Origin of the sequence: Shewanella sp. POL2 (assembly GCF_000282755.1) — a bacterium.
GTDB classification, from domain to species: domain Bacteria; phylum Pseudomonadota; class Gammaproteobacteria; order Enterobacterales; family Shewanellaceae; genus Shewanella; species Shewanella xiamenensis.
This window is the reverse complement of sequence record NZ_AKZL01000006.1, coordinates 23360-36610: the sequence shown is the minus strand read 5'-3', so window position 1 is coordinate 36610 and position 13251 is coordinate 23360. Positions and strand designations below refer to the sequence as shown.

Sequence of the window (13251 nt, the reverse complement as noted above, 5' to 3'; positions counted from 1 at the left end):
ATTGATACTGGCTGCGTCTGAAGAAACTTAAGTTACAAATTAGTTAGCTTATTACTGGAGCACATAATGAAACTGAAAAAGCTTGTCGGCGCGATGACTCTTACTGCCGCTGGTGTATTCTCTGCCACTGCAATGGCATCTGTTGATCAATCTCTGCCAACTTACGAGAAAGCAAGTGGGGTATCGGGCAACCTTTCCTCTGTAGGTTCAGATACTTTAGCCAATATGATGACACTGTGGGCTGAAGAATTTAAACAGATGTACCCTAACGTAAATATCCAAATTCAAGCAGCTGGTTCTTCTACTGCGCCACCAGCATTAACTGAAGGTACTTCACAATTCGGCCCAATGAGCCGCAAGATGAAGCCTAATGAAGAAGAAGCCTTCGAAAAACACTACGGTTACAAGCCAACTGCAGTTCGTGTTGCGATTGACGCTTTAGCGGTGTTCGTACACAAAGATAACCCAATCAAAGGCTTAACTGTCGAACAAGTTGACGGTATTTTCTCTTCTACTCACAAATGTGGTAGCAGCGACATCCAACGTTGGGGCGATTTAGGCCTTGACGGTAACTGGTCAGCTAAAGACGTACAGTTATACGGCCGTAACTCAGTATCTGGTACTTACGGTTACTTTAAAGAGCACGCTCTGTGTAAAGGTGACTTCAAGGCCAACGTAAACGAACAACCAGGTTCTGCTTCTGTAGTTCAGTCAGTGTCTCAATCACTGAACGCTATCGGTTACTCAGGTATCGGTTACAAAACTGCTGGCGTGAAAGCCGTTGCCATCGCGAAGAAAGGTAACGAGTTTATCGAAGCGACTGCAGAAAACGCCGCTAACGGTACTTACCCATTATCACGTTACTTATATGTATACGTGAACAAGCAACCAAACAAAGACTTAGCACCAATGGAAAAAGAATTCATCCGTTACGTGCTGTCTAAACAAGGTCAGCAAGTGGTAGAAAAAGACGGTTATGTGACTCTGCCTAAGAGCGTCGTTGCTAAAGATTTAGAACAGTTAGGCATCCGCCTCTAATGCTAAATCGCTAAACCTTAAGGGTCTCTTCGGAGGCCCTTTTTGTTTTGGGGGCTTAAACCACCAACGTCAGTATGGGGTTATCATGCTAGGTGATTACTAGCTGGCGCTTACGACTGAAAATAGGCATAAAAAAAGCAACCTAATTAGGTTGCTGTAAATTCCAATTCGGAATCTGGGGACGGTCGCGCTAGAAACCATCGAAAGGAGAATGATGATGAACGAAGAAACTCATTGCAAAGATTCGGTTCATAATATCTGACTCAAGGGCGCGAAATTAGTTCAGCAAAAATAGAAAATTTTTGAAAAAATTTTTACTATTTTTCTTTATGCATTGAAAAATATGTAAATTTTGTTTTTATGAGTTAACTAAAGTCGATTATAGCAAAACTTGGATTCAAGCATTGTTACAAAATGCCGATGCGAGGACAGTTTATTCGATTGCGCGTCGGTAAATCTGCATCCGATAATATGATTAGATAATTTACCGTTCACAGGTTAGCTAAGTGATGTCATCAGAAAGCCAGCAAATGCCAATCGCTCCCGCAGCATGGGATTTAACTCGGGATTACCATTCCTTTGCCAATAGCGACCAAGTGCAGGTCACGCACTTATCCCTCGCGTTGAAAATCGACTTTGCGACTCGCACTTTGCTCGGGGAAGCGATTCTGTCACTTCGCTACTTTGAACCACAGACTAGCGAGTTATGGCTCGATAGCCGTGATTTACATATTTTATCGGTCACGACTGATACTCAAGAGCTCCTTGAGTTTGTGCTTGAAGTGCCAAATGAAATCCTCGGGCAGAAATTGGTGATCCAGCTACCCGCTGAAAAGTGTGAGCAAGTCTGTATTCACTATCGCACCTCGCCAGAAGCTGAAGGATTGCAGTGGCTCATGCCTGAGCAAACGGCCGGCAAACAGTTACCTTATCTCTTTAGTCAATCTCAGCCCATTAATGCCCGCAGTTGGATCCCCTTGCAGGATACGCCAAAGGCGCGGATAACCTTCGATGCGAAAGTCCAAGTGCCCAAGGGAATGCGTGCAGTTATGAGTGCGATGAATCATCCAGATACACCGCTTGAAGGGATATTTACGTTTGAGATGGAGAAACCAATCCCAACCCATTTGCTGGCATTAGCGGTAGGCGATTTGGCATTTCAAGCTATAGGCCCGCGCAGCGGCGTGTATACAGAACCTTGCATGTTGGCCGCCGCAGCAACTGAGTTTGCCGATACCGAACATATGCTAGATGTGGCGCAATCGCTATTAGGCCCCTATGCCTGGGGGCGTTATGACATGATCATCTTGCCGCCGAGCTTTCCGTTTGGTGGCATGGAAAATCCCCGTTTAGCTTTTTTAACTCCAACCTTGATTGCGGGAGATAAGAGTCTTGTGTCAACGGTTGCCCATGAGTTGGCACACTCGTGGACGGGCAATTTGGTTAGTAACGCCACATGGCGTGATCTCTGGTTAAATGAAGGCTTTACGACCTATTTCACCAATCGAATTGTCGAGGAAGTCTATGGCAAGGAGCAGGCTGAGCTAGAATGGGTTATTGAATTTGGTCGACTAAAAGAAGAAATGGCCGTTTTACCGTGCCATAGGCAAACGCTACCCGCCAATGTACAACAGGCCGATCCTAATCTGGCCTTTAACCGTTTTACTTATGATAAGGCGTCGATGTTCGTCCATGAATTAGAGCATCGACTTGGCCGCACCGAATTCGATAAGTTTCTGTTTGCCTATGTGCAGCACTTTGCTTTTAAGGCCATTACCACTGAAGAGTTTGTCAAATACGCCAAAGTCGCTTTAGTTGAAGCCTATTCCGATAAGATAAGCGAAGCCGAATTGCTGGAATGGATTTATGGCGAAGGGCTACCTCAAGGTTATGTGGGGCCCACATCGCGAAGTTTAGATAAGGTCGATAGCGCCTTGGAGGACTTTTTAAAGGGCAAAGCGGCTAGTGAGCTTAAGGTGCAAGGCTGGCGTGTCCATCACTGGCAATACTTTCTGACCCAATTGCCCGAAGTCTTGTCTCAGGTGCAATTAATGGATTTGGACGATACCTTTAAGTTAACCGAGTCGAGCAATGCCGAAATTGCCTGCGATTGGTTTAGGGTCGCTATCCGCAATCATTACGATCCCGTGCTGCCTGCTTTAAGCGCTTATTTACAGCGTATTGGCCGCGGCAAGTTTGTCCGTCCGCTTTACGCTGAGTTAAAGATTGCGGGTTATCATGCTGAGTTAAAACAGATTTATGCAAGCGCACGCGCAGGTTATCACCCATCCATTCAAGTACAGTTAGATAGGATGTTTAACTCGTAAAGACAGATAAAAAAAATGGCAACCAAAGGTTGCCATAAGAAAATCAAGCTAGGAGACAAAGGAATTCAGTGCGCTAGCGTGTATTCGATTGCTTCCCAAAAGGGAGATGATGATGAACGACCAACCAATTCGACTCTATGCAATAACTTGAAACTGTTCCATTGAATTAAACGGCATGTTTTATCCATTTAATCCTTTGCTAAACTTTTCATTTAGCAATCAATTGTGCATTAAAGCGGATTTGTTAATCCTTACATATACTCAGACTAAGGCCTTTTCATAAAGTTCAGTTTGCGGCTAAAAATTTTTGAAATTATTTTCGACCATGCCGACATGCTAAATATAGAAGTCAGTGGGTGACTACATTTATTTTACAAATAAAACATAGACATAAAAAAAGGCAACCAATTGGTTGCCTAGTGACCTCTTCCTAGGTCAAGGGGGCCGCGCTAGAAGCCCCTGGGAGAATGATGAACATGAAAAAGACATTCGCTGTTCAATATGTTTGAGGGGCTTATAGGGTTAAAGTTCCATCGAAAATAAAAAATAAATTAACTTTTTTATTTAATAGTAAAGTTTCAACGGGATAGCTCGCTGATTACTTTAAAAGCGTTTCTATTTTGTCGCTAATGTCTTCTGGTTTTGTGGTTGGCGCAAAGCGAGCGACCACTTCTCCCTGACGATTAACTAAGAATTTAGTGAAATTCCACTTAATGCGTTCTGTGCCTAATAGGCCTGGCGCTGCTTTTTTAAGATACTGATATAAAGGGTGAGTATGCTCACCGTTTACTTCGATTTTTGAAAATAGGGGAAAACTCACGCCAAAGTTGAGTTCACAAAAGCTTTGGATACCTTTCTCATCGGCTTTTTCTTGGGCACCAAACTGATTGCATGGGAAGCCTAAAACCACAAATCCTTGTGCTTTATATTTTTGATAAAGCGCCTCTAAGCCTTTGTACTGTGGTGTAAAACCGCACTCACTGGCTGTATTTACAATTAAAATTACCTTGCCTTGATATTGTGCCAGTGCCGTTGGATTGCCTTGAATGTCGTTTGCGCTGTGGCTATAGATAGTCGATGTCATCATTACCTCCTTAGGTGTGATGATTAGCATAAATAATAGTTAAGTTGTTATCAATCAATTTGTGTGCAATTTATTTTGCGTGTTTGCCAATCTTCTTCAATATCAATATAGTTACGCTAATTTTTATCTCAGCAGAAGGGCGTTTATGTGACTGAACATGAAGCCGAATACGAAACAAACACACAGGCCGATGTCGGGCAGGTTGTTCAGCAACTCACTGAAGTTGAAGGTGAAGAACAGGCTGAAGTGTTCAGTGAAATCTTAAATGAAGCAGAGCCTGGTACTATTGCATTAGCACTGGAGTCTTTACCCCTAGACGAGCGTTACGAGCGTTGGCAACAGGTTGAGTTTAGTGACCGTGTGACAGTGCTGAGTTTAATGCGTGCCGATCCGCGTATGGGTATCCTAAAGCAGATGCCCGACAATGAGGTGGATCTGCTATTCGCGCAGCTTAGTCCTGAGGATTTGATTGAGTGGAGTGATTATCTCCCCGAAAGTTTTACCGACCGCGCCTTGGCGCAGATGGGCGAGCGTCAGCGGCAGCGTTTCGAGTTGTATGACCAATATTCGGAAAACGAAATTGGTCGTTATACCGATCATCAAATGTTAGTGCTCAGCGATAAGGCGACTGTGGCTCAGGCGCAGCGGTTTTTCAGGCGAATTGAACTCGACTGTAACGACAACTTATTTATCGTCGATGAGGCGGATAAATACCTAGGTACGGTCAGACGTTATGATATTTTCAAGCATGATCCCTCTGAGCCGCTGATTTCACTGTTATCGGAAGACAGTCGTGCATTAACTGCGGATACGACGCTACTCGATGCCGCCGAGGCGATAGAACATAGCCGCGAAATTGAGTTACCTGTGATCGATGAGGCCGGGGAGCTGATTGGCCGTGTCACCCTGAGGGCTGCGACTGCCTTAGTGCGTGAACATTACGAAGCGCAATTAATGGCGACCGCGGGTATGGATGAGTCCGACGACTTATTCGCCCCAATCATCAAAGGTGCGCAGCGCCGCGCCGTGTGGTTAGGGATTAACTTACTCACCGCATTTTTGGCCTCGGCAACCATTGGATTGTTTGAAAACGTCTTATCTCAAGTGGTTGCACTTGCGGTACTTATGCCGATAGTGGCGTCAATGGGCGGGATTGCGGGGAGTCAGTCGCTCACCTTGATGATCCGCGGTATGGCGATGGGGCAGATCTCTGCGGGTAACTTATTCTCGTTAATGAAGAACGAGTTAGGGATTGGTTTAGTCAATGGCACTCTGTGGGCGATTGTTATTGGACTGGTATCGGGCTGGTGGTTTGCCGACAGCACCATAGGCATAGTGATAGGTTGTGCGATTTTAATCAATATGGCGGTCGCGGCTTTAGCTGGGGTGATTGTGCCTATGGTCTTGCAGCGATTTAACCAAGATGCGGCGCTCTCTGGCTCGGTGATTTTAACCACTGTGACCGATGTGGTGGGCTTTTTCACTTTCCTCGGTATGGCGACGATACTTTATCTTTAAGTGGATTTAGGTTGTTTAACTCATTTGTATGAATCAAAACGATATTCAATTTGTTCTTTGTCAAAACGCGGCCGAATTAGCGGCTGCGGCGGCATTAATTGACCTGCGTGATGACAACGCGCATCCCCTCGACCATCAGGCTTTTGCTCTGTCCCGCGCCGTGATATTGGCGAAGACTCTCGAAGGTGAGATAGTCGGCTGCGCAGCGATTAAGGCCGGTTCTGGCCCGGTAGGGGAACTCGGTTATCTGGTAGTCTCGCCTTTATATCGCCGCCGAGGCATCGCCCAAGGGCTTACCCTTATGCGGATTGAAGTGGCTAAAGCACAGGGAATTGCCCTGTTATATGCCACTATTCGAGATGAAAACAACGCCAGCAGAGTGAATTTACTCAAGGCCGGATTTCACTTTTGGCGTAACTATTTAAGCATTAGAGGAACGGGGAATACCGTGGGTTGGTATTACTTAACCTTATGTGATGAGATTGATATTGAAGGAACGATGCAAACCTTAGTGGGAAATCGTATACCAGCACCTTAATGTGTAAAAATTGTTTTATTTAGGTTTTTCTGATGTTTATTGAAGGTTTTTATTTGGTTTTAAATTCAAAAATATCGGCACCAAAATCCTAAATATGCAGATTTTCTTTTTTTATTCGGTATGATCCGCGCTATTACCCACAGTCATTATTGAGGTGTTTTTATGGCTAAATTCAGAGTAGCAAGTGTCTTATTATTGAGTGCAGCCGCGCTGCAAGTGAATGCGTCAGAATTTAATCTTGGCTTAAACAACGATGTGGTTTCTACTGAGTTAGAGCTGCAAGTGAATAAAGATACTAATGCAGTATTAGGATATATTTATTCGGACGATAGCGGTCATATTGCTCAAGGTGCAATGCACATGACCCACGATGCGGGAGTGCATCATTTTGAAGTGGGCGCTAAGTTAAGCCAGTTATGGGCAGACGATGCGCCAAATGGCAGTACTGTGTCTGTAGGTGGTCGTTATGCGTTAGCCTTAGGACCAAATATTTCTATACATGCTGCCGCTTACTACGCGCCATCGGTATTGTCTTTCGGTAATGTCGATGGTCAGTATGAATTGGATTCTAAAGTGCAATACAACATCAACCCGAATATGGCGCTGTACGTTGGTTATCGTAAAATTGCCTTTGAATACGATAATGCCCGTGATTTTACCTTTGAAGATGGTGCGTACATCGGCGGTAAATTCCGCTTCTAATCGAACCAGTAAATTGGCGACCTAAATGTGTCGCCTCGAATTTAAAGCCGGCCAAGGTTACCTTTGCCGGCTTTTCCATTTGGCTTTGAGCTCGCTGTAGCTTGGTAGGATGGAGGAGAAGAGCACCAGTCCTATGCCAATACACACCACAATGCTTAAGTGCTCATCCAAAAACCACCAACCTAACAATGCGGCAAAAATAAGGCCTGTGTATTCCACTGGTGCCATTTGGCTCGCATCTGCTCGTCGATAGGCATGGATAATCAGGTAGGTCATGCCGATATAAAACACGCCTAAGGTTAAGCCGACTTGAGCGACGGGGAGATTAAAATCTGCGCCCTCGTACCAAGTTGCCGGTATCAGAAAAACCATCGCAAAGGCATTAGACCAAAAGAGTGTTGAAAAGGGATGCTCGTGGGTTGAGTATGCCTTCAAAATCAAGCTGTTTGTTGCCGAAGTCATGGCCCCAAAAAAGGCTAAGCCAATGTAGAGATTAAATTCGGTTGGTTGGCTTATCAGTAATATGCCCGTAAAACCAATGATGCCTGCTACTGTTCGGCGATAGCCTATACGCTCATGTAAAAAGAACGCAGACAATAACAGCAGTAATAATGGCGAGGTATAAATGACTGCGGTGACTGTTGCGAGTGGCAGATGCAATACAGCTAGCATAAAGATAGCATTGCCTAAACCAATTAATAGCGCTCGGCTTAAGTGCACTTTGTAAAAGGGACTTAACTTGAGATTGCCCTGTAAACGCCAGACAAAGGGCAGTACCAAAAGTGTGGCAAATAATTGTCGGTAAAGTACAAGTTGAAACACTGGCGCATTAGTTTCAAGCAACTTAACCAATAGGTTACCGCTGGCTATCAACAATTGTGCCGCTAAAATCATCAATAAAGGTGCCATAGGTATCCATGTTAACGACTGATATTGAGGCTAAAGTGTGGTTCTATAAGTTAACGACTAAAATATCATCATAAGGCATCCCATTGCCGACTAATTTAGTCTAATCAATTGTAAAAAATAAAATGTAGTCATAAAGTTAACACTCTAAATTGATTTTCTGCGTGGAACTAAACGCGGGTATATAAACCAAGATACCAATGAGCAAAACTAACGTGCATAATTTCTGGTGCTTTTTGTTGCTGTTTTGGACATTTAGTCCATTTACCCTTAGCGCTGAAATTGCGTTGGACTCCCCTTATTTATTCCATGCAGAAGATAAGCAGCTCCCGCCTGCCGATTTTAATGAGGTAACTCAATGGATGAGCCTACTCAAAGAAGCTAGCTCTGTGAGTCTGGCTGGTGGCGACTATTGGATGGTGTCTCCAGTGATGGTTAATAGCCGTCAAACTCGTTGGGTAGTCGATGCCAGTAATTCTATTGTTGAATCGGTCGATTATTGGTTACTTGGTAGTGATGGCTCAGTGCAAACTGCCCACAGTGGTTACTATGCACCCTATGAATTTTTATTCGATTACGGTCGCAAGGTTCAACTGAATATTGGGACTGATTATTGGTTGGTGACTCGACTGAGTAGCCGCTATTATTCCTCCGCCCCAGAGCTGGCTTTAACGTCAGAAGAGGTGCATCAGTTAACCAACGACCGTGTGGCCATGGCGATACTGATTTGTTTAGGGGGATTACTGTTTATCGCTTTATATAATATACTGATTTATATCTCTATTTTTGATAAAGCCTTCTTATATTATGGCCTTTATGTATTGGCCTATTTTGGTGGTTGGGCATTAACATTCCATCTACCCGCTCACTTGTTTAACTATCATCAACTAGAACTACATCATCTGTTTTTTATCAGTTTGCCGATATTTAATATTATGTTCTACAAGCACTTTTTACAGTTGCCTAGCTATTCGCCCCGATTGTGGCGAATGAGCCAGTACTTATTAGCTGCTTGTGTTTTAGCCTTGCCTACCAGTATTTGGTTATTGTCCTATACCGCGATTATTGCCTCTGTACTCATTATGTTGTGGATTGCGTTGGCGATTACCTGCGGCAATGTGTGTTTGATGAAAGGCTTTGCCCCAGCGCGCTATTTCATCATGGCCTTTAGTTGTTTGCTGTTGCCTGCGGTGATTATTTTACCGGGCAATATGGGGATTACTCCTGATTTTATTGAGCATGCTGAATTTGCTACTTTGCTCGGCGGCACTGTAGATGCCTTACTGTTATCTCTTGCCTTGGCTAATAAACTTAAACTCCTTTCTGAAGAACGTAAGGCGCATATCGAAGAGTTAGGGATCGCTTGGGAAAAAGCAAGGCTTGATGGCTTAACGCGAGTCGGTAACCGTTATGCCTTTGATGAATTTATGAATTCTCAATTGGCCTTTTCCAATAAGGTGGTTAACCCTATGGCGTTGGTGCTGCTGAATGTCGACAATCTCAAGATGGTGAACGATACCTTGGGACATCAAGAAGGGGATCGTTTACTACAAAGACTTGTGCAATTTTTGCAAGCGACCAATATTGCTCAACTCAAAATCTACCGTATTAGTGGCGATGAGTTTGTCGTTATTCTGCCTGCGAGTAGCGTGACAAATTTAGTGAATAGTTTGCGAGAATTAACTGCGCAAGTTGCCGCTGAAGGCTTAAAGGATTGTCATTTTAGTTTTGGCATCGCGATGAATACCGACGTAGCCGAACCCCATGAGTGGCTGCGCTGTGCAGATAGTAGTTTGTATCAGTCGAGGATGGAAAAACGGCGTCAGGAATATGCCGATAGCCGCGTGGGTGAGATCGCTTCCTTTTAAGCTTGAGAACAACTTATAAAACAAATAGAAAGGGCTGCACAATGCAGCCCTTTGGCATTTAGGCGAAGTCTTTTTCGCCTTTGATAATGGCCGGATGACCGCAGATGGCTTTAGCGGTATGCATCCCCGCCATGGTGGCGGCCTCGACACAACCGGCATTGAGGCCGGTTTTAATCCAGTCACCCGTCATATACAGATTGTCGATACCTGTGCCATCGGTGTTGATCCGATATTGTGAGCTGCCTTTAACCGACAACACATAACGTTCCGAAGGATCCACATTGGCGCGCCAATATTGGCTATCGAATCGCGCTTCGCCTTGGCGGTTTTGTTCATCATGTAACCATTCCCAGGGGAAACTATCGCCAACATGTTGCCACAGCTTATGAATTTCCATATTGAGCTGATTGATGGCGCCAGCCTTGGCTTCGGCGGTTTTGCGCTGTTGGAAACCGATATCCGTACGTGGTGGATAGGCATCTACGGGCAACGCCGAGCAGAAATAACTGGCATTTTTGGGCTCAAGGCCGCGCCAGTCTTCTTTATCGAGCAATTGATCCATTGATGCCCATGTATCGAAGGGCTCGGTAAAGCCTGATAAGACAGGCTGCTCGCCATTCTCAGAATAATTGGGCCAACCAATACCATTAAGATCTTGATTCATCCAAAGTTGATAGGCTTGGGTCGCGACGGTCTGTACTTTATCTACACAGGTTTTGAGCGCCGGACTCTGCGCCATGACTTCGCTAGCGACATGGGGGACCGAACCAAGAGACAGACCAAAAATCACTTTGTCGAAGTCCACGCCTTTTTGTAGACGTTTTTTCGGTAGTGCTTGGCCAAATTGCGCCTCGTACAGGTTGTCCCAATCGCTCCAGAAGTGTTCAAGATTAATATCATGGGCTTTTAGCAATGCGGCTTGCTCAGGCTCGAGCTGATCGTAATTTGGGGTACTGGGCCAGCAGGCTAAGCCTTTCACATCAACGAGTGGATTGTAGTCTTTAACCGATGGTGCCAAAGCGACTTGCTCAGTGATTTCAATCGCTTGAATGCTGTTATTGCGACATTCTAAATTATCGACTCGATTGAAAAAGTGGAAATTAACGCCGCGCCGTTTCAGCACTTCATAGTAGGGGGTAAAGACCACATCTCCCATGCCGGCTTGCATTTTCCACATAATCCCGCCTTGATAACACAGGGCGATACGCAGCATGGAGCGAATAATGGTGCCCGCTTCGACATTCGGTTTGTCAAAGTTGCCTTTTTCGTAGGCAAATACCAGATCATAAAAACCGCGTACTGGGGCGCTGTCGACCGTGTATTTTTGGCTGGCGCCGTGTTTGATTAACCATTCGCGGTAATCATTATCGTTGATGGCATCAAAACCCTTTTCAAACACATCGTCGACAAACATCCCTTTTAAGATGGTTAAACCTAAGTCGACGGCAATATACCGATGGCGTAACTCATCGTTAGTGTCTAAATGGTCGCTAAAGCGTTTAACCAGCCTTTGGTGCAGGGCATCGACGGCGGACTCGACCAAACCATCGTCACTCTCGCTGTGGACATGCTCATCGCATTCGAGGCCAATCATTTGATTAAAATGGCATTCGAGCTTGTCACCCAGGGCGTCGAGGGATTCCATCGCATCTTCAACCGAATCCTCTAACTTATCCTTAAGCTGTTCAAACCAGCTGATATCGAGCCAGTTTTTCGGTGTTGCCATGGCTTTTTCATCGGCCTCCAGCAATGAGTCCATGTCCTTTAGCCATTCTTTTATCCAAGCAAAGGCGGCCTTAACTACCTTCCAGAAGGTTAAGGTTTCGGTGCCATCTCCTGGGATCCCTGGGAGTGTTGGAAAGGTGATTGGCCAGCTAACGGAGCGACCATTAATTTCCTCCTGTAGCACAATAAAGTTATGGGGTTTAAAGGCATCGAAGAAGGTGGCCAGCGGTGCTTCGGGCGGGCGGTTTAATTCTTCATAGGCTTTACGCATCAAGGCGCAGGCATTTTGATAAAAACCAAACCAGATATGCAGGCCATGCTCTTCAATTCTTTGCCCCATCGCAGCATTGCGGCCACTTGCGCCCTTGCCGCCGATTCGCCAGCCTAATTGATAGACATCAATTTCATATTGGTTCTGCCAACCGGGTCTGTCGGTGAGATAACAGGCGGCGGTCATGGCGGCGACACCTCCGCCGAGAATGGCAATTTTTTGTTTTTTGATTTCAGAGTTATCGACCAGCACTTCGCCCGGCGGTACTTCAAAGTCAAAGTTCACATGGTAGGGCAGTAATACATGCTGCTCGCCAACCTCGACGCCTAGGGTTTCTTTGAGTGGGAAGCTGGCGTTATCAAAAATGGTGGCGACAAAGTCATTTTCTAACAGGGCAACACTGTGCACTTTGTTGACCTTAGCGGGCGATGCAGTAATCGCCTGATAAACCGCTTTTTGGCCTGAAGCGTCCGGAAACTGCTTTAAAAACACTTGGTCGATAGCGGGCTTAAACAGCAAATGAAACAGTTGCTCCTCACCTAGCTTATCCAGCTCTGGAATAAAATCCGTTTGTTCTTTAAAGAGTTGCCAGGTTTGGGCTATGGCTTCTAGCGTGGTGAGCTGCGCCTCAGGCTTGGCATTGCAATTCACCTCAATCAGCGGGTGCATGGCAAGCTCAGTGTCAGGGCTAAAGTGTAAGAAGCTCTTTGTGGCCAAGGATAGACGGGTTAATGGCTCTCCGACCGCGGGCATAGTGTATTCACACAAATACTTGGGATAACCGAACAACTCACGGCCATTGATCAGGGCCATCGCATCATTCACCCAAATATGCAGCGGTTGAAAATACACATGGCTGATGGATGTGCTGTTGCTATTTTCTTGGCGACCGACCATGACCCAAGTGATGATGTCGGTTTCTTGGATCCAACCCTTGGCCCTATCGGTCGGCTCTTCTGAATAGGCTTTCTCGATTTGTGTAAAGGTTGTCAGTACAAAGGGCGACAGCACTTTAAAGTACATGACGCTTCCGGCCACTTGATTAAGGGTTTTATCGATAGAACGCTGTAAGTTGGCGAGTTTTCCCTTGAGAAAAAAACCGTACATATCGGCTTTATTCAACACTAAGGGCGAGTGCATTAACATACTGCCTGGGGGATAGATAAAATCGGGGCGTTGTTTTTCCATGGGATCATCCTTTAAACCCGTAAAGATGTGTAAGGTAGTTTTTGTCGACAAAAAAGCATGAGTAAACCCTAAAGAGCATAGGGTAA

At 45.3% G+C, this 13251-nt stretch carries 9 protein-coding genes; 6 read left to right on the top strand and 3 right to left on the bottom strand.

Annotated elements, in window-relative coordinates; genetic code table 11:
• Nucleotides 1–66: 66 nt before the first annotated feature.
• Nucleotides 67–1038, top strand: coding sequence for a phosphate ABC transporter substrate-binding protein PstS family protein (locus SHEWPOL2_RS02610; protein ID WP_011623458.1), 972 nt, complete (start codon nucleotides 67–69; stop codon nucleotides 1036–1038).
• Between the two features lie 509 nt (nucleotides 1039–1547).
• A complete protein-coding gene (locus SHEWPOL2_RS02605) occupies nucleotides 1548–3365 on the top strand; it encodes a M1 family metallopeptidase (protein ID WP_050991294.1) in 1818 nt (605 codons plus the stop codon).
• A gap of 598 nt (nucleotides 3366–3963) precedes the next feature.
• On the opposite strand, the gene SHEWPOL2_RS02600 is transcribed toward SHEWPOL2_RS02605, so the two are convergent.
• Nucleotides 3964–4449: a glutathione peroxidase gene (locus SHEWPOL2_RS02600; RefSeq protein WP_037425797.1), complete on the bottom strand. Its 486-nt coding sequence runs from the start codon at nucleotides 4447–4449 to the stop codon at nucleotides 3964–3966.
• Nucleotides 4450–4596: 147 nt separating this feature from the next.
• On the opposite strand from SHEWPOL2_RS02600, the gene SHEWPOL2_RS02595 reads away from it, so the two are divergent.
• From SHEWPOL2_RS02595 to SHEWPOL2_RS02585, 3 genes are all read left to right on the top strand, one after another.
• Complete coding sequence (locus SHEWPOL2_RS02595; protein WP_037416602.1) at nucleotides 4597–5967, top strand: magnesium transporter; 1371 nt, start codon at nucleotides 4597–4599, stop codon at nucleotides 5965–5967.
• A 28-nt stretch (nucleotides 5968–5995) separates the two neighbouring features.
• Nucleotides 5996–6505, top strand: a complete 510-nt coding sequence (locus SHEWPOL2_RS02590; protein ID WP_037425794.1) for a GNAT family N-acetyltransferase — start codon at nucleotides 5996–5998, stop codon at nucleotides 6503–6505.
• A gap of 162 nt (nucleotides 6506–6667) precedes the next feature.
• The gene (locus SHEWPOL2_RS02585; protein WP_037416607.1) at nucleotides 6668–7207 is read left to right on the top strand and encodes a YfaZ family protein; all 540 of its coding nucleotides are present in this window, start codon (nucleotides 6668–6670) and stop codon (nucleotides 7205–7207) included.
• A gap of 57 nt (nucleotides 7208–7264) precedes the next feature.
• Here the strand turns inward: SHEWPOL2_RS02585 and SHEWPOL2_RS02580 are convergent, their stop codons facing one another.
• Entirely contained in the window at nucleotides 7265–8116 is an 852-nt protein-coding gene (locus SHEWPOL2_RS02580; protein WP_037425791.1) for a DMT family transporter, read from the bottom strand.
• A gap of 197 nt (nucleotides 8117–8313) precedes the next feature.
• Between SHEWPOL2_RS02580 and SHEWPOL2_RS02575 the strand changes: the two genes are divergently transcribed.
• Nucleotides 8314–9981 carry a GGDEF domain-containing protein gene (locus tag SHEWPOL2_RS02575; RefSeq protein WP_037425788.1) on the top strand — a complete coding sequence of 556 codons (1668 nt, stop codon included), beginning with the start codon at nucleotides 8314–8316 and terminating at the stop codon, nucleotides 9979–9981.
• A gap of 58 nt (nucleotides 9982–10039) precedes the next feature.
• Here SHEWPOL2_RS02575 and SHEWPOL2_RS02570 read toward each other — a convergent pair whose 3' ends face one another.
• Entirely contained in the window at nucleotides 10040–13165 is a 3126-nt protein-coding gene (locus SHEWPOL2_RS02570) for an NAD(P)-binding protein (RefSeq protein WP_037425785.1), read from the bottom strand.
• Nucleotides 13166–13251: the final 86 nt, after the last annotated feature.